Origin of the sequence: Rhodococcus sp. NPDC127527 (assembly GCF_042672245.1) — a bacterium.
In the GTDB taxonomy this organism is placed as follows: domain Bacteria; phylum Actinomycetota; class Actinomycetes; order Mycobacteriales; family Mycobacteriaceae; genus Rhodococcus_G.
In genome coordinates this window covers 144,158-170,369 of the sequence record NZ_JBHXVP010000004.1, presented here as the reverse complement: position 1 = coordinate 170,369, position 26,212 = coordinate 144,158, and the positions used below count along the sequence as shown (strand labels likewise).

Here is a 26,212-nt window from a genome sequence, read left to right as displayed (position 1 = left end):
ATAGTGATAGTATCCAAATTGGATACTAGAGCTATCCAATTTGGCCGTCAAGGGAGGATCCGATGCGCGTATCCGAGCTCGTGGAACGCTCCGGGGTGCCCCTGGCGACGATCAAGTACTACCTGCGTGAGGGCGTGCTCATGCCCGGCGAGTCGACCAGCGCGACGCAGTCCCGGTACGGCGATCAGCACGTGCAGCGGCTCGCGCTGATCAAGGCCCTGGCCGGCGCGGGACTGCCCATCCACAAGATCCGCGCCGTCGCCGCGCTCGTCGACGAACCCGGCGACGACCTCTACAGCACCCTCGGCCGCGCCATCGCCATGCTGCCCCCGTACCCGGACGGGGAGGGCGGCCGCGGCCCGGACTACCCCCGCGCCCGGCGGGTGCTCGAACGGCTCGGTCAGGTCTACGACCCCGAGTTCCCGGCGGTCGCGCAGCTCGAACGCGCACTCAAGGCGGTCGAGGAGGTCGGCATCCCGATGACCGACGAGCGCATCGATGCGTACGGCAGGCACATCATGGGCATTGCCCGGATGGAACTCGGCCTCATGCCGGAGGACTCCGCCGCGGCGGTCGAGTACGCCGTGCTCGGAACCGCCGTCTACGAGCCGGTGATCGCCGCCATGCGGCGCGTCGCCTACCAGGATCTCGCAACTCGAATCTTCTTGCAGGACATGCCGGAAACCCGAGAGGAACACTGATGACAGAACCCACCACCGTGACCTCCACCCGACCGTTCGGGGAGCTGACCACCCTCTCCGACCTCGGCGGGGGTGCGTTCGCGGCGACGATCGACGCGGTCTGGACCATCGGCCCCAAGGTGCACGGCGGTTGCATGATGGCCGTCTGCGCGGCGGCGGCCCGCGACGCGATCAGGGCGGCCGGTGACGAGGCGGGCGTGATGCAGCCGGTCTCGGTGAGCGCGAACTATCTCAGTGCGCCCGATCCGGGGGAGGTGCGGCTCGTGACCACCGTGCGAAAGCAGGGCAGACAGGTGTGCCTCGTCGACGTCGACCTCGTGCAGGGCGATCGGATCGCGGTGTCCGCGGCCGTCACGCTCGGCATTCCGGACGTCGGGGCGCCGCGCCACGAGGAGCCGTCGGCCCTCGCGGGGTTGTCCGCCGAGCCGCCTGCGGGCGCGGTCCACATCACACCCGACCATCCGATGGGCCAGATCGTGCACGTCGCCAAGGGTTGCGACCTGCGCGTCGATCCGGAGGCGGCCCGGTACCTCGCGGGCCAGCAGGGCGATCCGGTGAACCGGATGTGGGTGCGGCCCTTCGCCGAGGACGAGGCCGATCCCGACACCGCGGCCCTGTTCGCGCTGATGCTCGGCGACATCAGTGCCCCCGTGACGATGAATCGCGGGATGTTCGGCTGGGCCCCGACGGTTCAGCTCACCACCTATCTGCGGCACCGCCCGGCGCCCGGCTGGATGCGGGTGCAGGCCAGTGCGACGGTGCTCGGCGACACCTGGTTCGAGGAGGACCACGTGGTGCTGGACTCCGCGGGCCAGACCGTGGTGCAGTCCCGCCAGCTCGCCATGATCCCGAAGGGCTGACCTGCGCACGTGCATGGCAGGCTTGCCGCCATGACGAGAATTGCAGTGATCGGTGGCGGCCGGATCGGCGAGGCGCTGATCTCGGGTCTGTTGAAGGCGGGTCGCGCACCCAAGGACCTGGTGGTCGCCGAGCAGTACGCCCCCCGCGCCGAGGAGTTGGCGGGCCAGTTCGGGATCCGGGCCACGACCATCGCCGACGCCGCCGAGGGTGCCCACGTCATCGTGGTCGCGGTCAAGCCTGCCGACGTCGACTCGGTGATGACCGAGCTCGCGTCGATGGACCTCGACGGCGACGTCGAACAGCTCGTCGTCACGCTGGCGGCCGGGCTGCCGACCGCCCGCTACGAGGCCAAGCTGCCGGCGGGCTTCCCGGTGGTGCGCGTGATGCCCAACACCCCGATGCTGGTCGGGGAGGGCGTCAGCGCCATCGCCGCGGGCCGGTACGCGACCGCGGAGCACATGCAGACGGTCCGCGAGATCCTCGAGGCGGTCGGCAAGGTGGTCACCGTCGCGGAGTCGCAGATCGACGCGGTCACCGCCGTGTCCGGTTCGGGTCCGGCCTACATGTTCCTGGTCGCCGAGGCGATGATCGAGGCTGGTGTCGGCCTCGGGCTGACCCGGGCGACCACCACCGAGCTGGTGGTCCAGACGATGGTGGGGTCCGCGGCCATGCTCGCCGGTTCCGGGGAATCCGCGCACGATCTGCGGGCGGCCGTGACCTCGCCCGGTGGCACCACCGCCGCGGCGGTACGTGAGCTCGAGCGTGGGGGTGTACGGACGGCCTTCTACGAGGCTCTGGTGGCCGCGAAGAGCAGGTCCGCGGCGCTCGGCGCCTCGCCGGAGTAGGGACCGGCGCGCGGTCCGAACGGGCGGCGGAATCGAAATTCGTTTGCGTACACCCGTCGCAGTAACCCCACCAGTCCCGCTAAGCTCGTTACAGCACGTGCGTGTCTGTTCCGCCGGAGGGGAAGCCGGCGGCGCGGCACGTGCCGGAGGTATGCGGATTAATGGTGTCTACAAACAAGTCGACGCCGGCGAACAAGTCGGCTCCGACGAACAAGAGCAAGAGCTCCACCCCAGAAGGGCAACCCGTCCTCGGCGGCACTCAGTTCCTCACCGTCGCCGAGGTGGCGACCTTGATGCGGGTGTCGAAGATGACGGTGTACCGGCTGGTGCACAGTGGTGAGCTACCCGCCGTTCGGGTGGGGCGTTCGTTCAGGGTGCATGCGAAGGCGGTGCACGACTATCTGGAGACCTCGTATTTCGACGCCGGCTGAGGGCCGGGGGCGACCCCGGCCGACGGCAGAATCGGTGCTCGGTTTCGAGCAGGCACTGCCGCACCGGTACGATGACTACTTGTCGTGCCAGCCGGGTGTCGTCAGGCGCTGGGTTAGTCGAGACGAGGCCACAGCGCCACGTTGGTGGAGAGTAGCTGTAACGCACGCGTACGTGACCTGCGTGCGCAGGAACGCTAGAGAAGAACGTGAGGGACACCCGCCATGGGTTCAGTGATCAAGAAGCGACGCAAGCGCATGTCGAAGAAGAAGCACCGCAAGCTGCTTCGCAGGACGCGCGTGCAGCGTAGGAAACTCGGTAAGTAGTCTGCCGAGTCCGCAGGCTTGGGCTCGCGCCCGAACCGATGCCCGCCACCTCACGGTGGCGGGCATCGCTGCGTTCAGGGGGCGATCTGGTCGAGCGTCCATTTGTTAGGTCACAAAACGGTTGGTGGACAGTACGTTTCGGCATCGTTAAGTCTTTGGGTAGTCGCGTCGGAAGCGGCTAGGCTCGCGGGGGAGCGGGTGACGCAGTGACGAACAGGGGTGGAATCGTGACGGTCGGGGACAGGCGGGTAGAACCGCCGGGCGTGGTGCTGGTGACCGGGGCCAGCAGGTTCCTCGGTGGCTACCTGGTGACCAGGCTCGCTCAGGATCCGAGTATCGAACGGGTCATCGCCGTTGACGCCGTCTCGCCGAGCAAGGACATGCTGCGCCGGATGGGGCGCGCCGAGTTCGTCCGGGCCGACATCCGCAATCCGCTCATCGGAAAGGTGATCCGAGGCGCGAAGGTGGACACCGTCGTGCACGCCGCCACCATCGTCAAGGCCCCGAAGTCCGGTAGTCGCGCCGCGATGAAGGACATGAACGTGCTCGGTGCCATGCAGCTGTTCGCGGTCTGCCAGAAGTCGCCGGACGTGCGCAAGGTCGTGGTGCGTTCGTCCGCGGCGGTGTACGGCTGCAGCGCCAAGGACCCGGCGAAGTTCACCGAGGAGATGAGCGCGCGGAGGCCGCCGCAGGGAGCCTTCGCCCGTGACACGATCGAGATCGAGGGGTATGCACGTGGCCTCGGCAGGCGCCGGCCGGACATCGCGGTGTCGCTGCTGCGGATGGCACCGCTGATCGGGCCCCGGCTGCACGGCTCCGTCTCCCAGTACCTGAACTCGCCGGTGGTCCCGATGATCCTCGGCCGCGACGCCCGCATGCAGCTGCTGCACGAGGAGGACGCGCTCGCGGCGCTCGAGCGGGCCACGGTGACCGGTCCGGCCGGGACGTTCAACGTCGCGGCGGACGGTGTCGTCATGCTCTCCCAGGCCATCCGGCGGGCGGGCGGCGTCCCGGTGCCGGTCCCGTTCCAGCTGTTCCGAACGCTCGGGAAGGTAGTCATGGGCTCGTCCCTGCGTCAGTTCACCAAGGAACAACTCGAGTACTTCTACTTCGGCTGTGGCCTCGACACCGGGCGGATGAGATCCGAACTCGGCTTCGAACCACGCTGGACGACCCTGCAAGCACTCGACGACATGATCAGCGGCGCCGGGTTCCGACCGGTGCTCAGCCGGGACTGGCTGGAGTCGGTGGAGATCGGACTGCAGAACCTCGTCGGCGCGGGCGGAGGGGCACGGTGAACGAGGTGGCCAAGGTGATTCCGCTGCACGGCGACTCGGTCCCGCGCCGACCCAGGGCGCGGCCGCTGCGCACCGGTCCGGACGGTGGGGCCGCGAGTCCGACGCAATTGTTCGCCTCGCGGCAGCCGTCGGCCCCGCCCGCGCCGTCACTGACGGATTCGGTGCTCGAGTCGGCGCGCGGTCTGGTAGCGGACCAGGTGGTGGCGACGGCGGAGTTCATTCGTCGCCGGCTGACCGGCGACTACCAGGTCGACGAATTCGGTTTCGACCCGCACTTCGCCGAGAACGTCTGGCTGCCGTTGCTGCGACCGTTGTTCGAGTCGTGGTTCCGGGTGGAGGTGCGCGGCATCGAGAACGTGCCCGCCGAGGGCGGCGCGCTGGTGGTGGCGAACCACGCCGGCGTGGTGCCGATCGACGGCCTGATGACGTCGGTCGCGATGTTCGACAAGCATCCCGCCCACCGACCGCTGCGGATGCTCGCCGCAGACCTGGCGTTCGAGATGCCGGTCGTCGGCAACATCGCGCGCAAGGCCGGGCACACCCTGGCATGCAACCCGGACGCCGAACGACTGCTGCGCGGCGGCGAGGTCGCGGCGGTCTTCCCGGAGGGATTCAAGGGCATCGGCAAGCCGTTCGGCGAGCGGTACAAGCTGCAGCGGTTCGGCCGCGGCGGGTTCGTCTCGGCGGCCCTGCGCACGGGTGTGCCCATCGTGCCGTGCTCGATCGTCGGTTCCGAGGAGATCTACCCGAAGATCGGCGACCTCAAGTCGCTGGCACGGCTGCTAGGGATGCCCTACTTCCCGGTGACACCGCTGTTCCCGCACTTCGGGCCGTTGGGCCTGATCCCGCTGCCGTCGAAGTGGTACATCGAGTTCGGCGAGCCGATCGTCACCGACTCGTACGACACGGCCAGCGCGGAGGACCCGATGGTGCTCTTCGAACTGACCGACCACGTGCGCGAGACCATCCAGCAGACGCTGTACCGACTGCTGGCCCAGCGTCGGAACGTCTTCCTCGGCTAGGCAGTCAGGCCGCGACTCCGGCGGCTAGTGCCGCCTGCGCCCGATCACGGCCGCCAGCGCGCCGCCGACCGCGCCGAGCGCGAGGGCAGTGGGCACGCCGATCTTCGCCGCCTTTCGGCCGGTGCGGTAGTCCCGGATCTCCCAGCCACGGTTGCGGGCCAGTTCCTTCAGGTCCGCGTCCGGGTTGATCGCGACCGCGGTACCGACGAGCGAGAGCATGGGCACGTCGTTGTGGCTGTCCGAGTACGCGGTGCACCGCTTGAGGTTCAACCCCTCGCGCACCGCCAGGGTGCGCACCGCGTGCGCCTTGCCCGCACCGTGCAGGATGTCGCCGACCAGCCGGCCGGTGAACTTGCCGTCCTCGGACTCGACGACGGTGCCGAGCGCACCGGTCAGGCCGAGCCGCTTGGCGATCACCTGCGCGAGCTCCACCGGCGTCGCGGTCACCAGCCACACCTGCTGGCCCGCGTCGAGGTGCATCTGGGCCAGCGCCCGGGTGCCAGGCCAGATCTTGTCGGCGATCAGCTGGTCGTAGATGTCCTCGCCGAGCCGGGTGAACTCGGCGGTCTCGCGGCCGGCGATGAAGGCGAGGGCCTTCTCCTTGCCGCTGGCGACGTCGTCGCTGTTCTCCTTGCCGGTGACCCGGAACTTGAGCTGCTGCCAGCCGAAACGGGCCATGTCGGCGAGCGAGATGTACTTGCGGGCGGCGAGACCCCTGGCGAAGTGAATGATCGAGGCGCCCTGGACCATGGTGTTGTCCACGTCGAAGAACGCGGCGGCGGTGAGGTCGCGGGGGACCGCGGACTCGATGTCGGCGACGGCGGTGTCGCCCTCGGCGACCACCGACTCCGCCTCGTGCAACGCGAGTGCGGCATCGGCGCTGGCCTCACCGGCCAGGTTGGCGCGCAGCTGCGCGTCGCTCGGGCCCAGCGGGTTCCGGTTGCGTCGCCGACCTCCAACGCCGCGCCAGCCCGCGCCCAGTCCCGAACCCGTCGGACCCGTCAGACCAGGCACTCGTACCTCCCGTTTCGGGGTCGCACCCCGTCACTTCGCTCGCGCCAGACGACAATCCAGGTCGCTTCGCGAGCCTCGCTGCTTCTTGCCGCCAACCCTATCGTCCGTTTCGCGGGAGCACCGGCCGGATCGCCGGGCGGCGGCGCGGCTGTGACGTCCGTCTCGGCTGGTAGCCCGGCCGGCGCGGTGTGCGGTGATGGCACAGTGGACCCATGACGGCCTCCGCCCACACCATCACCCTGCTGACCCGAGCCGGCTGTTCCTCGTGCGTGACCGCCCACGATCGGTTGGTCCCGCTGTGTGAGGAATTCGGCATTCCGCTCGAATCCGTCGACGTCGACGAGGCGGCCGCGGCGGATCCCGAGCTCCGGGCCGAGTACGGCGACCGGCTGCCCGTCGTGCTGCTGGACGGTCGTGAGCACAGCTACTGGGAGGTCGACGAGGTCAGGTTGCGTTCGGATTTGACAATCTGAGGCCGACCTGCGAGCCCCCGCAGGCGGTCGCTGCGCAGGTCGCGGCGGGTGTTGTCGGAATCGTTGCGACTTTGTGCAGGGCTTCACAAGCAGTTACCGTGGTGTGAACAGTCCCCCGGATCAACGTGAAGACCGGTCGTGTGCATGGCCGGACGAGGAGCCACGAACGTGACCGAACAGCACCAGCCGCATGGGTTCTCCGCCCGTGGCGACGCCGGGGCTGACCGGGGCGCCCGTCCGGATCCGTCGCGCGCCGACACCACCGTGCGGGACCTGCCGCAAGCCACGGTCACCCGGCTCGCGGCCTACCTCCGGGTGCTCGGCCTGATGGCCGACGACGGCACGCTCATCGTCTCCAGCGAGGAACTCGCGACCGCCGCGGGAGTCGGCTCGGCGAAACTGCGCAAGGACCTGTCGTTCCTCGGCCCCAACGGTGTCCGCGGCGTCGGCTACGACGTGACCAAACTCCGCGCCCGGATCGAGGCCGCGCTCGGTCTCGACCGTGGCCACCAGGTGGTTCTGGTCGGCGTCGGCAACCTCGGCCAGGCACTGGCCCGGTACGGCGGCTTCGGCCGACGCGGATTCACCATGGTCGGGCTGTTCGACCGGGACCCCGGCCGGATCGGCACCGTCGTCGACGGGCTCACCGTCCGCGACGTCGCGGATCTCGAGTCGGACTGTCGCGAACTGCACGCCACCATCGGTGTCGTCGCGACGCCCGACGACTCGGCGCAGGAGGTGTGCGACCACCTCGTCAACGCGGGTGTGCGCTGCATCCTGACCTTCGCGGCCTCGCCGCTGGATGTACCCAGGCACGTCGAGATCCGTCGAGTGGATCTCGCCGTCGAGATGCAGGTGCTCTCGTTCCACAGCGCGCGCAACGCCGAGTCCGAGCCCGAGGTGGCCGCCACGGCGGTCGGGCTCGGTGCCGGCCGCGCGAGCACGGCACGCACCACACCTGCCCGCTCGGCTTCGACGGCTCTGGGTTCGACAAAGAATGGATCGGTGATCGCACCGTGAGTGTTCTCCTGGTCGGGATTTCGCACCGAAGTGCGCCCGTCTCCATCCTCGAGAAGGTCGCCGTCGGCGACACGGATCGGCCGAAGCTGATCGACAAGATGCTGGCCTCGCCGCACATCTCCGAGGTCATGATCGTCTCGACCTGCAACCGGGTCGAGATCTACTCGGTGGTGGACGCGTTCCACGGTGCGCTCGCCACGGTCGGGGACCTTCTCACCGAACACTCCGGACTCGCCCTCGGCGACGTCACCAAGCACGCCTACGTCCGCTACAGCGAGGCCGCCGCCGAGCACCTGTTCGCGGTCGCCAGCGGTCTGGACTCGATGGTGATCGGCGAGCAGCAGATCCTCGGACAGATCCGCACCGCCTACGCGACCTCCGACGGCCAGAAGGCCGCGGGCCGGGTGCTGCACGAGCTGGCCCAGCAGGCGCTGCGGGTCGGCAAGCGGGTGCACTCGGAAACCGGAATCGACAAGGCGGGCGCCTCGGTCGTCTCGGTGGCGCTGGACCGGGCCGCCGGACTGCTCGGCGCCAGCAACGGCCACGACGGACTCGCGGGCCGCACCGCGGTGGTGGTCGGTGCCGGCGCGATGGGCGGACTGTCGGTGGCCCACCTGACCCGGGCCGGCATCGGCCGGATCGTCGTCGCGAATCGCACCCGCGAGCGCGCCGAGCACCTGGCCGACACGGTCCGCGCCGCGGGCGTGGACGCGGACACCGTTGCGCTGTCCGATCTGACGACCGCCATCACCGAGGCCGACGTGATGGTCGCCTGTACCGGTGCGGTCGGCGCCGTGGTGACCCTCGCGGACGCGCACCTGGCGCTCGCGAAGCGCGATCCCGCGGTGCGACCGCTGGTCATCTGCGACCTCGGACTGCCCCGCGACGTCGAGCCGTCGGTCGCCGGACTGCCCGGCGTGAGCCTGCTCGACATGGCGTCCCTGCAGGCCGATCCCGCCGCCGGTGCGGCGGCCTCGGACGAGGACGCCGCCCGCGAGATCGTCGCGGGCGAGCTCGCCACCTACCTGGCCGGCCAGCGGCTCGCCGAGGTCACCCCGACCGTCACCGCCCTGCGTCAGCGCGCGGCCGAGGTGGTCGAGGGCGAACTGCTGCGGCTCGAGTCGCGGCTGCCCGGACTGGACGATCCGCAGCGTGACGAGGTCGCACGGACCGTGCGTCGCGTGGTCGACAAACTGCTGCACGCGCCGACCGTGCGGGTCAAGCAGCTTGCCTCGACGCCGGGCGGCGACGCCTACGCGGCGGCGCTGCGTGAGCTGTTCGAGCTGGCACCCGGCTCGGCGGAGGCAGTGGCCACGCCGATGGAGCTGCGCGCGGTCGAGCTCGCCGACGACTTCACCGCGGGCCGCGAGAACGAGAACGCACAGAACTGGTGGAAGGGGATGCAGGAATGAGTGCCCCGTCCCGGCCGACCGCACAGGCGGTCCCGAAGACCCTCCGCATCGGCACCCGTGGCAGCCTGCTGGCCACCACGCAGGCCGGTACGGTCCGTGACGCGCTGATCGCCGCCGGGCACCCCGCGGAGCTGGTGATCATCACGACCAAGGGCGACGTCACCGCGGGCCCGGTGCAGCGCATCGGCGTCGGTGTGTTCGTCGCGGAGCTGCGCGAGGCGCTGCTCGCCGGCGAGGTGGACGTGGCCGTCCACTCGTACAAGGACCTGCCCACCGCACAGCCGGCGGAGCTGACGATCGCCGCGGTCCCGCCCCGCGAGGACCCGCGCGACGCGTTGGTCGCCCGCGACGGCCTGGTGCTCGGCGAGCTGCCGCCCGGATCGAAGGTCGGGACCTCGGCGCCGCGCCGTCGGGCCCAGCTGCGCGCGCTCGGACTCGGCCTGGAGATCGCGCCGCTGCGCGGCAACATCGACACCCGGCTCGGGAAGGTCGCGTCGGGTGAACTCGACGCGATCGTGATCGCGCGGGCCGGACTGTCCCGGATCGGCCGGCTGGACGCGATCACCGAGTCGCTCGAGCCCGTCCAGATGCTGCCCGCGCCGTCGCAGGGCGCGCTCGCGGTCGAGTGTCGCGCCGACGATCCCACGCTCATCGCCGTCCTCGCCGAGCTCGACGACCCGGCCGCGCGCGCCGCGGTGGTCGCGGAGCGGGCGCTGCTCGCCGAGCTCGAGGCCGGCTGCACCGCACCGGTCGGGGCGCTCGCCGAGGTCGTCGAGTCCATGGACGACGACGGCAAGGTCTTCGACGAGCTGTCGGTGCGCGGCTGCGCCGCCGCGGTCGACGGGTCGGACTCGATCCGCGCGTCGGCGGTCGGCTCGCCGGCCCACGCCGAGGAGCTCGGTCGCGCCGTCGCCCGTGAACTCCTCGACCTCGGTGCCAGGGACCTGATGGCGGCCGCCGAAGCGGAGGAGGGATCGGCCGATGACTGATCCCAGGTACCGCTCGAAACCGCGCGTGCTGCCACCGCGCTGGCCCACAATCACACCCGACTCCGCACCACCCCGCACTGCTGGAATCCTGAACGCACTGGAGAACAACCGATGAGCCGAGTCCGTAAGAACACCCCCGGACGGATCCTGTTCGTGGGCTCCGGCCCGGGCGATCCGGCACTGCTCACCGTCCGGGCCCGGGACGTGCTCGCGAACGCGACCCTCGCCTACACCGACCCGGATGTCGACAAGGGCGTCACGGCCATCGTCGGCACCGCGCTCGAGGTCGCGGGCGTCGAGATCGATCCCGAGCATCCGCTCTCGGAGGTCCGTCCCGCACTCGGTGAGCCGGCCGAGGTCGCGAAGACCCTGGTGCACGAGGCGAAGAACGGTCACGACGTGGTCCGGCTCGTCTCGGGTGACCCGCTGACGACCGACTCGGTCATCGCCGAGGTCACGGCGGTCGCGCGCACCCAGGTGCAGTTCGAGATCCTGCCCGGTCTGCCCGCGGGGTCCGCCGTGCCGAGCTACGCCGGGATGGCGCTCGGCTCCGGGCACACCGAGGCCGACGTGCGCGGCGAGGTGGACTGGGCGGCGCTGGCCGCGGCGCCCGGACCGCTGGTGCTGCACGCAGGCGCCGCGCACCTGGCCGAGACCGCCAGCGCGCTGGTCGAGCACGGCCTCGCGCCGCAGACCCCCGCGGCGATCACCGTCCGTGGCACCACCCGGCAGCAGCGCACCGTCGAGGCGACCCTCGCGACGCTGAACGAGGCGGGGTCGGAACTGGTCGGTTCGCTGGTCGTCACCGTCGGCAAGATCGTCAGCCACCGAAACAAGATGTCCTGGTGGGAGTCGCGGGCCCTGTACGGCTGGACCGTGCTGGTGCCGCGCACCAAGGACCAGGCCGGGGAGATGAGCGATCGGCTCGTCACGCACGGGGCCATCCCGATCGAGGTCCCGACCATCGCCGTCGAGCCGCCGCGCAGTCCGGCGCAGATGGAGCGGTCGGTCAAGGGCCTGGTCGACGGCCGCTACCAGTGGGTGGTGTTCACCTCCACCAACGCGGTGCGTGCGGTGTGGGAGAAGTTCGAGGAGTTCGGTCTGGACGCCCGCGCCTTCTCCGGCGTGAAGATCGCCTGCGTCGGACAGGCCACCGCGGACAAGGTGCGCAGCTTCGGCATCAACCCCGAACTGGTGCCCTCCGGTGAGCAGTCCAGCGAGGGCCTGCTCGCCGAATTCGCCCCGTACGACGACGTCTTCGATCCGGTCAACCGGGTGCTGCTGCCCCGCGCGGACATCGCCACCGAGACCCTCGCCGAGGGCCTGCGTCAGCGTGGCTGGGAGATCGACGACGTCACCGCGTACCGCACCGTGCGGGCGGCGCCGCCGCCGGCCGAGACCCGCGAGATGATCAAGACCGGCGGGTTCGACGCGGTGTGCTTCACCTCCTCGTCCACCGTCCGGAACCTGGTCGGCATCGCGGGCAAGCCGCACGCGCGCACCCTGGTGGCGTGCATCGGACCGAAGACCGCGGAGACGGCGATCGAGTTCGGCCTGCGGGTCGACGTGCAGCCGGAGACCGCTCAGGTCGGACCGCTGGTGGAGGCGCTCGCCGAGCACGCGGCCCGGCTGCGTGCCGAGGGCGCGCTGCCGCCGCCGCGCAAGAAGTCCCGTAGGCGCTAGGCGCTACGCGCCCGTGAGTCCTTCCGGCCCCGTGACGGGCCGAAAGGGCTCACGGGTCCGACGAAGGAGGGCACCCTTGTTCCCGGCCGAACGACCCCGCCGTCTGCGCAGCACGAAGGCGCTGCGCCGACTTGTCGCTGAAACCTCTTTGGAGCCACGGCATCTGGTCTTGCCGATGTTCGTGGCCGACGGCATCGACGCGCCGCGCGAGATCAGCTCCATGCCCGGCGTCTTCCAGCACACCCTCGACTCGCTGCGCACCGCCGCGACCGAGGCGGTCGCGGCCGGGGTCGGCGGGCTGATGCTCTTCGGTGTCCCACGGCCCGAGGACAAGGACGCGCAGGGGTCGGGGGCGACCGACCCGGACGGCATCCTCAACCGGGGCCTGCGTGCGCTCCGCGCCGACCTCGGCGACGACACCGTGATCATGGCCGACACCTGCCTCGACGAGTTCACCGCGCACGGCCACTGCGGCGTGCTGACCGCGGACGGCACGGTCGACAACGACGCCACCCTCACCCGGTACGTGGACATGGCGCTGGCCCAGGCGGAGTCCGGCGCGCACCTGCTCGGACCGAGCGGGATGATGGACGGCCAGGTCGCCGCGATCCGCGAGGGTCTCGACGACGCCGGCCACGTCGACACCGGGATCCTGGCGTACGCGACGAAGTACGCCTCCGCGTTCTACGGGCCGTTCCGGGAGGCCGTCGGGTCCTCGCTCGAGGGCGATCGCCGCAGCTACCAACAGGATCCGGCGAACCGTCGCGAGTCGCTGCGCGAGGTGGACCTCGACCTCGAGGAGGGCGCCGACATGGTGATGGTCAAGCCCGCCATGAGTTACCTCGACGTACTGCGTGAGACCGCCGACATGTCCACCGTTCCCGTTGCGGCGTACCAGATCTCGGGTGAGTACTCGATGATCACGGCGGCCGCGCAGAACGGCTGGATCGACCGGGACGCCGCGATCGACGAGTCGCTGCTGTGCATCCGGCGGGCCGGTGCGGACATCGTGCTGACCTACTGGGCCGCCGAAGTGGCGGGCCGGCTGTGACCGCTCCGGTGCCGCCCGAGCGCGGCGGGAACTGGCCGGGTGGGGCCCAGCCGCCGATGGACCCGGTCCGCAACGGCGACCGGCAACCTCCCGTGGACGTGCTCACCGCGTTCCAATTGCTGTGCGGCGTGGCGGCTCTCGGGGTGGTCAACCTGTTCGCTTCGCTCGCCGCCGTGTACGGCGACCGTGCGACCTACGTGGACCAGTTGACGCGCGACCTGCGGGCGCAGGACCCGACGCTCGACATCAGCGGCTCCACCATGGACGCCCTGATCCTCGTCGGCCTCGGGGTGTCCGCGCTGATCGGACTCGCGATCACCGCGCTGTACCTGCTGTTCGTCTACAAGATGCGACGCGGCCGGAACTGGGCCCGGATGCTCGTCACCATGGCCGGCGTACTGATGGTGTTCCTCGCGGTGCCGACCCTGTTCGGGCTGGGGGCGGGCGGCGGGGCCGGCGCGATGATCTCCGGCGGCGCGGGCATCCTGCAGGCCGTGCTGTCGGTCGGCGCGGTGGTGCTCATGCACCGGGCGGATTCCAACCGCTACTTCCTGCCCGCGGTGAACGGCCGGTAGCGGCGGTGGGCGACGAGCCGACCCGCCCGCGGCCGGTCGAGATCGCGTACTGGCTGTGGCTGGCGAGCGCGGCGCTGCTCGTGCTGTTCGGACTGCTCGCCCTCACCACCTCCGGTTCGGCGCTACGCGAGACGCTGGCCGAACGCGGCGCCGACCCGGCCGGTGTCGACGCGCTGGTGCTGCTCCTCCGCGGCTCCGGAGTGGTGTCGCTGGTCGTCGGGCTCGCGGTCGGGCTGATGTCCGGGCCGACGAGAGCGGGGGACCCGCGGTTCCGGCGCGCGGTGGTCGCATTGTCGGTGGTCTATGCGTTGATTCAGTGCGCGCTGCTGCTCACCGGTCTGGGCCAGGCACCGATGCTGCTGGTGTCGATCGTGCTGTCGGCCGCGAGCGTGCTGGTGTACCTGCGGTCCGCGACCGGATGGTTCGTGCGTGAGTGACACCGCCGGCAAGCCGGCGCCCGACGTCGACAAGCCCGTCTTCGAGGAGCCCGGCGCCCGCTGGCGGGTGGTCGCCCTCGGTCCCGTGCTGTGCCTGGTGGTCCTCGTCGCCGACCTGTTCATCGGTGTCGGGGTGCACCTGCTGGGGCTGACGCTGTTCGCGGTGGCACTGGCGGGGCTGGTGGCCCTGCAGGTGGTCGCCGCGCGCAGGCACGCGAGCGTCGAGGTCACCGCGATCACGGTGCGCTGCGGCACGGAGACCGTGGAACTGGCGGACATCGTCGAGGTGTTGCCCGAGGCGGACCCGTTCGCGGACGATCTGGAACCGTGGGAGTCGGCGCGCGCCCTCGGCGACCTGTCGGGGGTGCCCCGTCGCCGCACGGGGATCGGACTCCGGTTGCGCGGCGGCGAGCTGGTTCGGGCGTGGGCCCGTGACGGCGACGCGCTGCGGGCCGTGCTCGAGGACGCGGTGCGTGACGGCGAGGGGGAGGGGAACGGGCGGTGAGTACACGGGTGGTGCGGCTCGCGGAGGCGGGCCTGGCGGTGGCCTTCGTGCTGCTGGGTGTGTGGTGTTGGAGCCGGGGCGTGCAGACGTCGGATTTCGCCCCGCTCGCCGAGGGGGCGCCGCCGTTCTCGACGACGCACTACTCGGGGTCCTGGATCGGTGCGGCAACGGCGTCGGCCGTCGCGGCGGGTCTGCTGGTGATCGACTTGATCCGGGGGGGACGAGCGGATCTCGGACGCCCAGGTGAGCGGGGCTCCCGGTGAGCTGGAGGCACGGCACCTGCGGTACTTCGCCGCCGTGGCGGAAGAGCTGAGTTTCACCCGCGCTGCCGGCCGGCTGCACATGGCGCAGCAGTCGTTGAGTGCGCAGATCAAGCAGCTGGAACAGATCCTCGGTGTACCGCTGCTGGTCCGGACCACGCGCAGTGTGCGCCTCACCGCCGCAGGTGAGGACTTCCTGCAGGACGCCCGGTCGATCCTGTCCGCCATGTCCGCCGCGGCGGAGCACGCACGCTCGACGCATCGCCGGGCATGCGACCGGCTGGTGCTGGGGTTCATGGAGGGAGCGGCTCTCACCCTGACGGAACCGATCCTGTCGGCATTTCGCGCGCGCCACCCACACGTGACCGTGGAGATGAGACAGTTCAATTACGACGATCCCTCGGCCGGGCTGGCCCAGGAGGCCGTGGATGTGGCGATCCTGCGTCGTCCGATCGGGACGCCAGGCATCTGCTTCGAGCGCCTGTTCGCGGAGCCGGTGGTGGCGGCGTTGCCGCAGGGGAACCGGCTGGCGGGTCGCGAGTCGGTGCAGGTGGGTGAGCTGCTCGCGGAACCGATTCTCGGGTCGGCGTGTGCCGATCGGACGTGGAATGCGTTCTGGGAGCTGGACGCACATCGCGACGGAGAGCCCGCGAACGTGGTCTCCCGGTCGACGACGGTCCTCGAGGAGCTGCAGAAGGTGTCGGCCGGCGTCGGGTTCGTGGTGACCGGCGCGGCGGCCCGGTGGCTCGACTATCCCGGGGTGCGGCTGGTGCCGATCACGGATGCCGCACCGAGCGAGGTTGCCGTCGGCTGGCGGCGGGATCGCGAGTCGGCTCTGGTGCGTGGGTTCGTGGAGGTAGCCAGGGACGTCCGGGAGGAGCACGGCGCGGTGGTCGCCCGGCTGTGTGCTCCAGACCTCGCGGAACGCACCATCAGTGCACCACTTCCCGACTGGCAGGCGCAGCCTGTGAGTGCACTCTGAACGAGTGTTTCCGTTGGCATCCCCGCCGCCCTAGCGTCACTTCTCATGGGTGAGATGACATGGACGAATTTCGCTGGCGACCAGGTCTGCCGGCCGCGATCGATCGAGCGCCCGGCGAGCCGGGACGGACTCGCGGAGGTGATCGAGCGCGCGGGGCGCGACGGCGACAGGGTGCGGGTCGCAGGCTCCGGCCATTCGTTCAACGACGGCGTGCTGACCGACGGGGTACTGGTCACCCTGGACAGGATGAACCGGGTGCTCGACGTCGACCCTTCATCGGGGCTGGTCCGGTGCGAGGCCGGGATCTCGCTCGGCGCGCTGAGCGCCGCGATGTGGGACCACGGCCTGGCGTTCGCGAACCTCGGTGACATCGACGTGCAGTCGATCGCGGGCGCGACCGCGACGGGCACGCACGGCGCGGGCATCCGGCTGCCCAACCTGTCGACGAGCCTGCGTTCGATCGAGCTGACCCTCGCCGACGGCACCGTGATCGAGGTCGATGCGGACGGCGACCCGGAGACCTACCGCGCCGCGCGCGTGAGCATCGGCGCGCTCGGTGTCGTCAGCGCGGTGACGCTGCAGGCGGTACCCGCGTTCACGCTGGAGGGCATCGACACGCTCGAACCGCTCGACGACGTCCTCGACAATCTCGGCGAACTCGCCGACAAGAACGATCATTTCGGCTTCTTCGTCTTCCCGCACACCCGGTTCGCGATGACCAAGACCTGGAACCGCACGACCGCCGAGCCGCGGCCACTCTCGAAGCGCCGGGAGTGGCTCCACGACGTCGTGATGACCAACTACGCCTTCTGGGCCGCCTGCCGCGTGGGCCGCGCACGCCCCGGGTGGATCCCGGCCATCAACCGCCTGTGCGCCAGCCAGTCCGGGACGACACACCGCATCGACCGCTCCTACCGGGTCTTCGCGACCCCGCGGCTCGTCCCCATCACGGAGATGGAGTACGCGATCCCCAGCGCGGATGCCGCACAGGCCGTGCGGCGGGTCCTCGCCGTCGCGCAGGAGTCGCGCTTCGACGTGCCGGTGCCGCTGGAGGTGCGGTTCGTCGCCCCCGACGACGCTTTCCTCAGCCCGGCCGGCGACCGCGAGACCTGCTACATCGCCGTGCACCAGTTCGAGGGGATGGAATGGGAGCCGTACTTCCGCGAGGTGGAGCGGGTGCTGCTCGAGTACGGCGGCCGACCGCACTGGGGCAAGCGCCATTTCCGCGCCGCCGACGATCTGCGCCCACACTTTCCGCACTGGGATCGATTCGCCGCGGTGCGTGACCGACTTGATCCGCAGCGACGATTCACCAACCCCTACGTCGAGCGCGTGTTGGGGGCCTGACGATGGCAATGCTGCACGACCGGTTCGGTGACCTCCGCGGCACGCTTCCGTACCTCCGGCTCGGCTCCGGCCCGACGTCGCTGCGGCCGCTGCCCGGCCTCACGGACGGTCCGGCCGAGATCTGGCTCAAGGACGAGGGCGAATACGGCGACGGCGGCTGGGGCGGCAACAAGGTCCGCAAACTCGAATGGCTCATCCCCGATGCGCGGCGTCGAGGCCGACGCACCATCCTCACCGTCGGTGGGCTGGGAACGAATTGGGGCCTGGCGACCGCTCTGTACGCGCGCGAACACGGGATGGACACCGCGATCGCCCTCGTAGACCAGCCGGTCGACGACCATGTCAGCGCGCAACTCGAACGCCTCGAAAGCAGCGGTGCCACGCTGCACTTCACCCGAACCAAGGCACGCACCGTCGCAGCCGTCCCGCTGCTGCTTGCCCGGCACGCCACCGGAGCCCGGCTGCCGTATCTCCTGCCCGCGGGCGGTTCGTCCGCGGTCGGGACCCTCGGCTACGTGGAGGCCGCGCTGGAACTGGCCGGTCAGGTATCGGCGGGGATCGTCACCGAGCCGACGCACGTCGTCACCGCTATCGGATCGGGTGGCACCGCGGCCGGACTGCTGCTCGGCCTTCGGCTCGCCGGGCTGTCCACCCGCGTGGTCGGCGTCGTGGTGAACGACAAGCTACGTCTCGACGAGACCACCCTGCTGCGCTCGGCGCGGCGCACCGAACGACTACTCCGCTCCCGCGGCGCCCGAGTACCCGAGCTCACGCTCGGCGCCGATGACCTGGTGCTGGTGCGCGACCAGCTCGGCGACGGCTACGGCCATCCCACCGACCAGGGAGACACCGCACTTGCCCTCGCCGGCGAGCGAGCCGGTCTCACCCTCGAACCCGTCTACACGGCCAAGGCCATGGCAGCGGTGCTCGCTCTCGATGCGGCCGGCCGCCTCGGCGGTGGTCCCGTCGTGTTCCTGAACACGAACGGTCCCAGACTGTCCCCGCGCTGATCGCCTGGCGCGAATATACCCATACCGGGTATCATCACGTCATGAACGGTTACTCCCCGCAGAAGGACGACCTCCTCAAGCGACTTCGCCGCATCGAGGGACAGGTCGCGGGCATCTCGCGCATGGTCGACGACGACCGTTACTGCATCGACATCCTGACCCAGGTGTCCGCGGCGACGAAGGCGCTGCAGTCGGTCTCGCTGAAGCTGATGGACGAGCACCTCGCGCACTGCGTCGTCGAGGCCGCCAGGAAGGGCGGCCCGGAGGCGGACGCGAAGGTCAAGGAGGCCTCGGACGCGATCGCCCGGCTGGTTCGCTCCTAGCGGCGACCGCGGCGTTCCGGCCGCCCGATTTGCGCTGCACTCCCTCCAACTTGAACACTGTTCAAGTTGGAGGGAGTGCAGCGATGTCGACTGAGACGGACAGGGACCGCGCCGAGCGGGTGCACCACACCGTGGTGATCGGGGCCGGGTTCGCCGGCCTCGGCATGGCCGCAGGTCTCGTCAGGGCCGGACATGCCGACTTCGTCGTTCTCGAGAAGGCGGACGACCTCGGCGGTACCTGGCGGGAGAACACGTATCCAGGCTGCGAGTGCGACGTGCCGTCGGTCCTGTACTCGTACTCGTTCGCGCCGAACAGGCGCTGGAGTGGGGTGCGGGCGGCGCAGTCGGAGATCCTGGGCTACCTCGGGCGCGTGGCAGACGAGCACCGGATCCGCGATCGCATCGAGTTCGGAGTCGAGGTCGCGGGCGCCCGCTGGGACGAGTCCGGTGCCCGCTGGCATGTGTACACCACCGCCGGCCGTGAGTACGTGGCCCGGTTTCTCGTCATCGGCACGGGCGCCCTGCACCTGCCGAAGGTGCCGAGGATCCCCGGTGCGGAATCCTTCCGGGGTGCACAGTTCCACACGGCGGGCTGGGACCACTCGGTGGACCTGGCCGGCAAGTCGGTTGCGGTGATCGGTACCGGCGCCAGCGCAGTTCAGTTGGTCCCGCAGATCGCCGAACGCGCGGGGTCGCTCCAGTTGTACCAGCGCACGCCCCCGTGGGTGCTGCCGCGCCGCGAACGGCTGCCGGTACCGCGTACCCGGCTGGGCGCCAAGATCCTTCGGGGGTTGACCTACTGCGGCGCCGAGACGCTCGCCGCCGGGCTGAACGGCCACCCGGCGCTCGTCCGGCCGCTCGAGCGCCGGGCGCTCCGGCATCTGCGCCGACAGGTCGGCGATCCGGCGCTCCGGGCCACCCTCACCCCCGACTACCGGATCGGCTGCAAGCGAATCCTGCGGTCCAACAACTATTTTCCGGCGGTGGCCGATCCGCGCACCGAGGTGGTCACCGAGCGCATTGCCGAGATCCGGCCCGACGCCGTCGTCACCGCAGACGGGACCGTCCGCCCGGTGGACGCCATCGTCTACGCCACCGGATTCCGGGTGGCCGGTGCGCTGGCCCGGCTGCCGCTCGTCGGGCGCGGCGGTGTCAGTCTTCAGCAGCGGTGGCAGCGGGACGGGATCCGGACGCACCTCGGCATCAGCGTGTCGGGGCTGCCCAACGCGTTCCTGCTGACCGGTCCCAACACCGGACTCGGCCACACCTCGGTGGTGTTCATGATCGAGTCCCAGGTCCGGTACGCGCTCGCGGCGATGGAATTGGTGGCGGACGCCGCGGCGCGAGCGATCGACGTGCGCGAGGACGCACAGTCGGAGTTTCACGAGGAACTGCACAGCAAGCTCGCCGCCGCCGTGTGGAGCACCGGTGGCTGCCGCAGCTGGTACGTGGATGCTCAGGGTGCCAATCACTCACTGTGGCCGGGCTTCTCGTGGCAGTACCGGATGCGGACCCGGCGGGTGGATCGGGGCGCGCACGAGCTGTTCTAGATGCCGGTGGACGCGGCGCCCGGCCCCACCAGGGCCGCGAGCACCTCGACCTCCTGGGTCTTGACCACGAAGTACACCCCGACGCCGGGGTGCAGGTCGAGGTCCGCGACCGCCGCGGGTGTCACGTCGGCGGTCAGGCCGGCGCTGCCGTCCGGGTTCCGCTCGCCGTGCACCCGCACCGCGGCTCCGTGTACCTCCAGCTCGGCGATCGTCACCGGAAAGACGTTGCGGGGACTGGCATGTGGTGGTTCGAGGTGCACGGCTACCGAGCCGGGCCGGAACAGTGCCACCGCAAGTGTGCCGGGCTCCACCTCGCCGATTCCGGAAATTGGGGCACCCCAGGATGTTTCGAGAGTGCCGGGTTCGACGATCCGACCCGAGACCAGATTGACGCCGGCGACCTTCGCCGCGAAGGTGCTGCGCGGGGTGGTGAGCACCTCGCGCACGGTGCCGGACTCGACCACCCGGCCGGCCTCGACCACGACCACCCGGTCCGCCAGGGCCAGGGCGTCGAGCAGATCATGGGTGACGATCACCGCGGTTCGCCCTTGCTCGCGCAGAATGCGACGCAGCAGTCGCCGCAGCGCGGGCGCGACCGTGACATCCAACGCGGCCATCGGCTCGTCGAGGAGCAGGACTCGCGGCTCGGCGGCGAGGGCGCGCGCGATCGCAATCCGCTGGGCCTGCCCGCCGGAGAGCTGTGCGGGGCGCCTGCGCGCGAGGTCCTCGGCGTCGACCTCGCGCAGCCACCTCGTCGCAGCAGCCCGCGCGGTCGACCGCCCGGCGCCGTGGCTGCGCGGGGCGAAGCCGACGTTCGCGGCGGCCGTCAGATGCGGAAACAGCAGCGGCCGCTGGCTGAGCAGGGCCACCCCGCGCGCGTGCGGCGCGACGAACACCCCCGTCTCGGTGTCGGTGAGGATGTCGCCGCCTACGGTCACGGTGCCGCGGTCGGGGCGCAGCAGTCCGGCGATCAGTGAGAGCAGAGTCGACTTGCCGGCCCCGTTGGGTCCGAGCACGGCGAGCACCTCCCCGTCCGCGATCGTGACGTCGAAGTCGACGCCTCGACGATCGAGGCGGGCACTGACCCGCACGCCGCTCACGGCGCACCCGACATCACAGCACTACCGACATTCACAGCGCGCCCGCGATCCGGCGGCCGCGGGTGGCGACCACGATCAGCGCCGCGACCACGATCAGCAGCAGCGAGAGTGCCACCGCCGCATCGGGATCGGTCTCGCGTTGCAGGTAGATCTCCAGCGGCAGGGTGCGGGTGACGCCCTGCAGCGAACCGGCGAAGGTGATGGTCGCGCCGAACTCGCCGAGGGCGCGCGCGAAGGCGAGCACCGCGCCGGAGACCAGTCCCGGCAGCACCAGCGGCAGCGTCACCCGGCGCAGCACGGTGGTCGGGCGGGCGCCGAGCGTCGCCGCCACCGTCTCGTACCCGCGGCCCGCCACCCGCAGGGATCCCTCGAGGCTGACCACGAGGAACGGCAGCGAGACGAAGGTCTGGGCCAGCACGACCGCGGTCGTGGAGAAGGCGATCCGGAGGCCGATGACCTCGAGCTGATGCCCGAGCAGGCCCTGTCTGCCGAAGGTGTACAGCAGCGCGATGCCCCCGACCACCGGCGGCAGCACGAGCGGCAGCAGCACCAGCGCGCGCAGCAGCGACCGGCCGCGAAAGCTCCCGCGTGCCAACACCAGTGCCAGCGGGATCCCCAGCAACAGGCACAGGGCGGTGCTCGCCGCCGCGGTCTTCAGGCTCAACAGCAGTGCGACGCGCGAGGATTCGGACGTGATCAGCGGCAGGAAATTCGCCCAGTCGATCTCGACGAGGATCGCGACCAGCGGCAGCAGCAGGAAGGCGACGCCGAGTGCGGCGGGCAGGTAGGCCCAGGCGGGAAGTCCCACCCGGACCGCTCCGCCGCCGCGCGCCCGGGTCACGGCGTCGCGAACCCCGCTGCGGACAGCACCTTCCGGCCGTCGGCCCCGGTGACCAGGGCGACGAACTCCTGTGCGGCGGCGGGGTTGCCGGACGCCTTCAGGGTGGCGATCGGATAGGTGTTCACCGCGCCCGCCGACTCCGGGAAGGCCACGGTGGTGACCTTGTCTCCGGCGCCCGCCGCATCGGTGACGTAGACCAGGCCCGCATCGGCCTGACCCGAGGTGACCTTCCCGAGCACGTCGGTCACCGAGGACTCCTCGCTGACCGGATGCAGGGTGATGCCGGTGGCGGTCTCGATCTTCTTCGTCGCGGCGCCGCACGGCACCTGCGGCGCGCAGACCACCACCTGGGCGTCCGGTCGCGCCAGGTCCGCGAATGTCGCGATGTGCGCGGGGTTGCCGGGCGGGGTGACGATGGTCAGGGTGTTCGTGGCGAAGTCGACCGGCGTGCCGGCGACCAGTCCGGCGTCGGTGGCCTTGGTCATGTTCGCCGTGTCGGCGGAGGCGAACACGTCACCGGGCGCGCCCTGGGTGAGCTGCGCGACCAGGTCGGAGGAGCCGGCGAAGTTCAGCTTCACGTGGGTCCCGGGGTGCTGCTGCTCGAATTGCTTGCCGAGTTCGGTGAAGGTGGACTTGAGCGATGCCGCGGCGAATACGGTGATCTCGCCGGTGACGGGTGTGGCCCCACTCGTGGTGGCCGACCCGGAATCGTCGGTGGTCGCGGTCGAACAGCCTGCCACCAGGGCCGTGGCGGCGATCGCGACCAGGGCCGCTCCGAGGGTGCGTTTCACGAGGATCCTCCAGGGTGGTGAGTGTCGGGGGTTTCGACGACGACGGTGGTGGCCTTGACCATGGCGACGGCGACCTTGCCGGGCACCAGGCCGAGCTCACGCGCGGACGCGCTGCTCATCAGGGACACGACCGTGAACGGGCCACACTGCATCTGGACCTCGGCCATCACCTTGTCCTCGGTGACCTTGGTGACGAGTCCGACGAACCGATTGCGCGCGGAACTTCCGGTGCCGAGCGGGTCGGGTGGGGGACTGGCGTGGGCTCGGGCGAACTCGGCGAGCACCTCGCCGTCGATCACCTTGCGCCCGGACTCGTCCTTGCCCGCGGCGAGGGCCCCACTGTCGATCCAGCGGCGCACGGTGTCGTCGCTGACCCCGAGCAGTCCGGCGGCGTCCTTGACGCGTATCGACGACATGTGGCCCTCCGTCCCGGTTCCGCAGATGCGTCGCAGACTGCGATACTAGGTCAGTGTTCACGCGTGTGATACCTCGAAGTATCCGCGGATGAGCTTTTAGCATCGCGTCGCTCCAGGCCGCCAGGTAAAATCACTCCCGCCGGTCGGAGGTGGTTCGATGAAACCAGCCGCGCCCCAAGTGCTGTCGGTGTTCGAGGCCGTCGCCGGGGGTCCGCTGCCGCTGCGGGTCCGCTGCTGGGACGAGTCGACCGCCGGACCGCCGTCCGCGCGGGTTGCCGTGGTCTTCCGGAACCGGCGAGCGTTGCGCCGAATTCTCTGGTCGCCGGGCGAGCTCGGACTCGCGAGGGCCTACGTCTCCGGCGATCTCGGTGTCGAGGGCGACCTGTTCGAACTGCTCGAAGGACCCGACGTTGTCGAGCGGGTCGCGCGCAGGGATCTGCGCACGTTCGGCCTGCACGAGGTGGCGCACTTCGCCTCGACGTTCCTGCGCCTCGGCGCGATCGGACCGCCCCCGCGACCCCCCGAGCTCGAGGTGGCCCGGCGGCGGGGGAGCAAGCACAGCAAGGCCCGCGACGCCGCGGTCGTCTCACACCACTACGACGTCGGAAACGACTTCTACCGACTGATTCTCGGCCCGTCGATGGTCTACTCCTGCGGCTACTGGGCGCGCGGCGAGGGCGGTTCGCTCGAGGACGCCCAGTACGACAAGCTGGATCTGGTGTGCCGAAAGCTGCGGCTGCGGCCCGGCATGCGACTGCTCGACGTCGGCTGCGGCTGGGGGGCGATGCCGATCCACGCCGCGCGGTACTACGGAGTCTCGGCGGTAGGCGTGACGATCAGCCGCCGGCAACACGACCTGGCCCGCACGCTGGTCGCGGAGGCCGGGGTCGCGGACCGGGTCGAGATCCGCCTCCAGGACTACCGCGACGTCCGGGACGGGCCGTACGACGCGATCTCGAGCATCGGGATGTCCGAGCACGTCGGGGACAGGCAGTTGAACGCCTACACGGCCGGGATGGCGGCCCTGCTGCGCCCGGAGGGACGCCTGCTCAACCACGCGATATCGTCGATCGCGCCGCTCGTGGAGTCGAGGCACGCGGCGCCGACGTTCACCGACCGCTACATCTTCCCGGACGGAGAACTGTTGCCGCTCAGCCGGATTCTCGACGGACTCGAGCACGCCGGACTCGAGACCCGCGACTGCGAGGCACTGCGGGAGCACTACGCGTCGACCCTGCGCCACTGGGTGGCGAACCTGCAGCGCGAGTGGGCCCCGGCCGTGCGTCTGGTCGGGGCGCCCCGGGCACGCACCTGGCTGCTGTACCTGACGGCGAGCGCGCTCGCGTTCGAACGCGGCCGGATCGGTGTCAACCAGGTGCTTGCCGTCCGGCCGGGGGAGCGCGGCGCGAGCGGGCTGCCCCGTACCCGTGGGGAATGGCTCGGTCCGGACGGCTCCGGATGACCGGCGGCCGGAAATATTCTGTGGCGTAAGACCGTTTCTTCTGGTGGTGTGACCTGAGCAACGGTCGACCGACAGTTCGGGAGGGAGTCGAGTGGCCGGGACACGAGATCGGGCAGCGGCGCTCGACGCCGTCGGAGCCCGGCGCCGGGTCGCGAGGCCGGGCCACAACCCGGCGTACTACGTCGGCGCCGTGGGGCTGCCGGCGATCGTGCTCGTGGTGCTCGCGGTCGGCACCGCCAAACACTTCAACGGCCACCACCTCTGGGTTTTCGCGCTCGCGCTCGCCGCTCTGTTCGTGGCACGGGGTGTGCACCTCGGCAGGCCCGTCACGGCCGCGCACGCCGCCGCAGCCGCGGCCACCGTGCTCGCCGCGCTGATGATCCAGGCGACCGGACACTCGGCGATCGCGCTCACCGTGCTCGCCCTCAGCGGACTGGTGCTGATGTGGCCTGCATCCAGCCGTCCGCAGCCGGAACGCCTGCCGAGCGTGTACGCGCTGGTCGACCGGACGGTCGCGGATCCGCTCGCGCCGTTCGCGATGCACTCGCTCAAGAGCTACTTCTTCGCGGAGGACCAGTCCGCGGCGATCGGCTACCACGCCAGGCTCGGCGTGGCGGTGGTCGGCGGCGACCCGATCGGCGACCCGGGGCAGTTCCCGGCGTTGGTGACGCAGTTCCAGCGATTCTGCCGGGAGCGCGGCTGGCGGATCGTGGTGCTCGGTGCCGGCGAGGGCCGTCGCGGGCTGTGGGAAACCGCCGTGTGGCCACCCCTTCGGGCGGTCCCCATCGGCCGCGACGTGGTGGTCGAGGTCGGCACCTTCGACATGGTCGGCAGGAGATTCCGCAACCTCCGTCAGGCCGTGAGCCGCACGCGCAACGCCGGTCTGACCACCGAGGTGATCGCGGAGACGGACCTACCGGACGAACTGGCAGCGGAACTGCGCGAGATCGCGTCCCAGACGCACGGTGTGCAGGCCGAGCGCGGCTTCTCGATGATCCTCGACCATGCCCTCGACGGCCGTTACCCCGGCATGCTGATCGTCCTGGCCCGCGACAGGGACGGCGTGGTGCAGGGATTTCAGCGGTACGCGGTCGCCGGACGCGGCACCGAGATCAGCCTCGACGTGCCATGGCGGCGTAAGGACGCACCCAACGGCATCGACGAGAGGCTGAGCGTGGCGATGATCGACTACGCCCGCGACCACGGCGGAAAACGCGTCTCGCTCGCCTTCGCGGCCTTCCCCGAACTGTTCGACGAGAAGGACCGCGGGTGGCTGCGGCAGGTGCTGTTCAACGTGATTCACCTGGGTGATCCGTTGCTGGCCCTCGAGTCGCTGTACCGCTACCTGAAGAAGTTCCACTCGATCGGCGACCGTCGCTACGTGCTGCTGAGCTTCCGGATGCTGCCGATCGCGGCGTTCGTGCTGCTGTCCCTCGAGTTCGTGCCGCACCGCAGATCCGACTAGCCAAAGCTGAGTCCGAAATATAGA

29 protein-coding genes are annotated in these 26,212 nt (G+C 70.5%); 24 read left to right on the top strand and 5 right to left on the bottom strand.

Going from position 1 to position 26,212, the window contains the following annotated elements:
* The first annotated feature begins 62 nt into the window (after nucleotides 1-62).
* The 7 genes from ACFVH2_RS09410 to ACFVH2_RS09380 all read left to right on the top strand — a co-directional run bounded on the left by ACFVH2_RS09410 (nucleotide 63) and on the right by ACFVH2_RS09380 (nucleotide 5,482).
* The gene (locus tag ACFVH2_RS09410; RefSeq protein ID WP_378421806.1) at nucleotides 63-701 is read left to right on the top strand and encodes a MerR family transcriptional regulator; all 639 of its coding nucleotides are present in this window, start codon (nucleotides 63-65) and stop codon (nucleotides 699-701) included.
* Nucleotides 701-1,561: a thioesterase family protein gene (locus ACFVH2_RS09405; protein ID WP_378421804.1), complete on the top strand. Its 861-nt coding sequence runs from the start codon at nucleotides 701-703 to the stop codon at nucleotides 1,559-1,561. Before ACFVH2_RS09410 ends, ACFVH2_RS09405 begins: the two co-directional genes overlap by 1 nt.
* 30 nt (nucleotides 1,562-1,591) lie before the next feature.
* Nucleotides 1,592-2,407, top strand: a complete 816-nt coding sequence (proC, locus tag ACFVH2_RS09400; protein ID WP_378421802.1) for a pyrroline-5-carboxylate reductase — start codon at nucleotides 1,592-1,594, stop codon at nucleotides 2,405-2,407.
* Between the two features lie 161 nt (nucleotides 2,408-2,568).
* Complete coding sequence (locus ACFVH2_RS09395; RefSeq protein ID WP_378421800.1) at nucleotides 2,569-2,838, top strand: helix-turn-helix domain-containing protein; 270 nt, start codon at nucleotides 2,569-2,571, stop codon at nucleotides 2,836-2,838.
* Between the two features lie 222 nt (nucleotides 2,839-3,060).
* Nucleotides 3,061-3,162 (top strand): 30S ribosomal protein bS22, encoded by a 102-nt coding sequence (locus ACFVH2_RS09390; RefSeq protein WP_003402602.1) that lies wholly within the window; start codon nucleotides 3,061-3,063, stop codon nucleotides 3,160-3,162.
* A 224-nt stretch (nucleotides 3,163-3,386) separates the two neighbouring features.
* Nucleotides 3,387-4,460 carry an NAD-dependent epimerase/dehydratase family protein gene (locus ACFVH2_RS09385; RefSeq protein WP_378422180.1) on the top strand — a complete coding sequence of 358 codons (1,074 nt, stop codon included), beginning with the start codon at nucleotides 3,387-3,389 and terminating at the stop codon, nucleotides 4,458-4,460.
* On the top strand, nucleotides 4,457-5,482 hold the full coding sequence (locus ACFVH2_RS09380; RefSeq protein ID WP_378421798.1) for a lysophospholipid acyltransferase family protein: 1,026 nt from the start codon (nucleotides 4,457-4,459) through the stop codon (nucleotides 5,480-5,482). The genes ACFVH2_RS09385 and ACFVH2_RS09380 overlap by 4 nt, the downstream gene beginning before the upstream one ends.
* Before the next feature lie 24 nt (nucleotides 5,483-5,506).
* On the opposite strand, the gene ACFVH2_RS09375 is transcribed toward ACFVH2_RS09380, so the two are convergent.
* Nucleotides 5,507-6,496: an HAD family hydrolase gene (locus tag ACFVH2_RS09375; RefSeq protein ID WP_378421796.1), complete on the bottom strand. Its 990-nt coding sequence runs from the start codon at nucleotides 6,494-6,496 to the stop codon at nucleotides 5,507-5,509.
* 212 nt (nucleotides 6,497-6,708) lie between these two features.
* Here ACFVH2_RS09375 and ACFVH2_RS09370 point away from each other — a divergent pair, with 212 nt between their 5' ends.
* The 15 genes from ACFVH2_RS09370 (at nucleotide 6,709) to ACFVH2_RS09300 (ending at nucleotide 20,113) form a co-directional block, all read left to right on the top strand.
* Nucleotides 6,709-6,969: a glutaredoxin family protein gene (locus ACFVH2_RS09370; protein WP_378421794.1), complete on the top strand. Its 261-nt coding sequence runs from the start codon at nucleotides 6,709-6,711 to the stop codon at nucleotides 6,967-6,969.
* 168 nt (nucleotides 6,970-7,137) lie between these two features.
* Nucleotides 7,138-7,989, top strand: a complete 852-nt coding sequence (locus ACFVH2_RS09365; protein ID WP_378421792.1) for a redox-sensing transcriptional repressor Rex — start codon at nucleotides 7,138-7,140, stop codon at nucleotides 7,987-7,989.
* Complete coding sequence (locus ACFVH2_RS09360) at nucleotides 7,986-9,401, top strand: glutamyl-tRNA reductase (RefSeq protein ID WP_378421790.1); 1,416 nt, start codon at nucleotides 7,986-7,988, stop codon at nucleotides 9,399-9,401. The genes ACFVH2_RS09365 and ACFVH2_RS09360 overlap by 4 nt, the downstream gene beginning before the upstream one ends.
* Nucleotides 9,398-10,390, top strand: a complete 993-nt coding sequence (gene hemC, locus ACFVH2_RS09355; protein WP_378421788.1) for a hydroxymethylbilane synthase — start codon at nucleotides 9,398-9,400, stop codon at nucleotides 10,388-10,390. The genes ACFVH2_RS09360 and hemC overlap by 4 nt, the downstream gene beginning before the upstream one ends.
* Before the next feature lie 111 nt (nucleotides 10,391-10,501).
* Nucleotides 10,502-12,073: a uroporphyrinogen-III synthase gene (locus ACFVH2_RS09350; RefSeq protein ID WP_378421786.1), complete on the top strand. Its 1,572-nt coding sequence runs from the start codon at nucleotides 10,502-10,504 to the stop codon at nucleotides 12,071-12,073.
* A 76-nt stretch (nucleotides 12,074-12,149) separates the two neighbouring features.
* A complete protein-coding gene (gene hemB / locus ACFVH2_RS09345) occupies nucleotides 12,150-13,124 on the top strand; it encodes a porphobilinogen synthase (protein WP_378421784.1) in 975 nt (324 codons plus the stop codon).
* Nucleotides 13,121-13,699 carry a hypothetical protein gene (locus tag ACFVH2_RS09340; protein WP_378421782.1) on the top strand — a complete coding sequence of 193 codons (579 nt, stop codon included), beginning with the start codon at nucleotides 13,121-13,123 and terminating at the stop codon, nucleotides 13,697-13,699. The genes hemB and ACFVH2_RS09340 overlap by 4 nt, the downstream gene beginning before the upstream one ends.
* A 5-nt stretch (nucleotides 13,700-13,704) precedes the next feature.
* Entirely contained in the window at nucleotides 13,705-14,136 is a 432-nt protein-coding gene (locus ACFVH2_RS09335) for a hypothetical protein (protein WP_378421780.1), read from the top strand.
* Entirely contained in the window at nucleotides 14,129-14,641 is a 513-nt protein-coding gene (locus ACFVH2_RS09330; protein WP_378421778.1) for a hypothetical protein, read from the top strand. The genes ACFVH2_RS09335 and ACFVH2_RS09330 overlap by 8 nt, the downstream gene beginning before the upstream one ends.
* Nucleotides 14,638-14,904, top strand: a complete 267-nt coding sequence (locus ACFVH2_RS09325; protein WP_378421776.1) for a hypothetical protein — start codon at nucleotides 14,638-14,640, stop codon at nucleotides 14,902-14,904. The genes ACFVH2_RS09330 and ACFVH2_RS09325 overlap by 4 nt, the downstream gene beginning before the upstream one ends.
* Nucleotides 14,885-15,883, top strand: coding sequence for a LysR family transcriptional regulator (locus ACFVH2_RS09320; RefSeq protein ID WP_378421774.1), 999 nt, complete (start codon nucleotides 14,885-14,887; stop codon nucleotides 15,881-15,883). Before ACFVH2_RS09325 ends, ACFVH2_RS09320 begins: the two co-directional genes overlap by 20 nt.
* 45 nt (nucleotides 15,884-15,928) lie before the next feature.
* Nucleotides 15,929-17,230, top strand: coding sequence for a D-arabinono-1,4-lactone oxidase (locus ACFVH2_RS09315; RefSeq protein ID WP_378421772.1), 1,302 nt, complete (start codon nucleotides 15,929-15,931; stop codon nucleotides 17,228-17,230).
* A gap of 2 nt (nucleotides 17,231-17,232) precedes the next feature.
* Nucleotides 17,233-18,240: a 1-aminocyclopropane-1-carboxylate deaminase/D-cysteine desulfhydrase gene (locus ACFVH2_RS09310; protein ID WP_378421770.1), complete on the top strand. Its 1,008-nt coding sequence runs from the start codon at nucleotides 17,233-17,235 to the stop codon at nucleotides 18,238-18,240.
* Between the two features lie 41 nt (nucleotides 18,241-18,281).
* Nucleotides 18,282-18,563 (top strand): metal-sensitive transcriptional regulator, encoded by a 282-nt coding sequence (locus ACFVH2_RS09305; RefSeq protein ID WP_378421768.1) that lies wholly within the window; start codon nucleotides 18,282-18,284, stop codon nucleotides 18,561-18,563.
* 83 nt (nucleotides 18,564-18,646) lie between these two features.
* A complete protein-coding gene (locus ACFVH2_RS09300; RefSeq protein ID WP_378421766.1) occupies nucleotides 18,647-20,113 on the top strand; it encodes a flavin-containing monooxygenase in 1,467 nt (488 codons plus the stop codon).
* On the opposite strand, the gene ACFVH2_RS09295 is transcribed toward ACFVH2_RS09300, so the two are convergent.
* From ACFVH2_RS09295 to ACFVH2_RS09280, 4 genes are read right to left on the bottom strand one after another with little or no spacing between them, the layout of a single operon-like run.
* Nucleotides 20,110-21,213: a sulfate/molybdate ABC transporter ATP-binding protein gene (locus ACFVH2_RS09295; protein WP_378421764.1), complete on the bottom strand. Its 1,104-nt coding sequence runs from the start codon at nucleotides 21,211-21,213 to the stop codon at nucleotides 20,110-20,112. The two genes, ACFVH2_RS09300 and ACFVH2_RS09295, sit on opposite strands and share 4 nt — an antisense overlap.
* A 31-nt stretch (nucleotides 21,214-21,244) precedes the next feature.
* Nucleotides 21,245-22,054: an ABC transporter permease gene (locus ACFVH2_RS09290; protein WP_378421763.1), complete on the bottom strand. Its 810-nt coding sequence runs from the start codon at nucleotides 22,052-22,054 to the stop codon at nucleotides 21,245-21,247.
* Nucleotides 22,051-22,845, bottom strand: a complete 795-nt coding sequence (gene modA / locus ACFVH2_RS09285) for a molybdate ABC transporter substrate-binding protein (protein WP_378421761.1) — start codon at nucleotides 22,843-22,845, stop codon at nucleotides 22,051-22,053. Before modA ends, ACFVH2_RS09290 begins: the two co-directional genes overlap by 4 nt.
* Complete coding sequence (locus ACFVH2_RS09280) at nucleotides 22,842-23,261, bottom strand: molybdopterin-binding protein (RefSeq protein WP_378421760.1); 420 nt, start codon at nucleotides 23,259-23,261, stop codon at nucleotides 22,842-22,844. Before ACFVH2_RS09280 ends, modA begins: the two co-directional genes overlap by 4 nt.
* Nucleotides 23,262-23,418: 157 nt before the next feature.
* On the opposite strand from ACFVH2_RS09280, the gene ACFVH2_RS09275 reads away from it, so the two are divergent.
* Entirely contained in the window at nucleotides 23,419-24,723 is a 1,305-nt protein-coding gene (locus ACFVH2_RS09275) for a class I SAM-dependent methyltransferase (protein WP_378421758.1), read from the top strand.
* A 91-nt stretch (nucleotides 24,724-24,814) separates the two neighbouring features.
* Nucleotides 24,815-26,188, top strand: coding sequence for a bifunctional lysylphosphatidylglycerol flippase/synthetase MprF (locus tag ACFVH2_RS09270; protein ID WP_378421756.1), 1,374 nt, complete (start codon nucleotides 24,815-24,817; stop codon nucleotides 26,186-26,188).
* Nucleotides 26,189-26,212 lie beyond the last annotated feature (24 nt).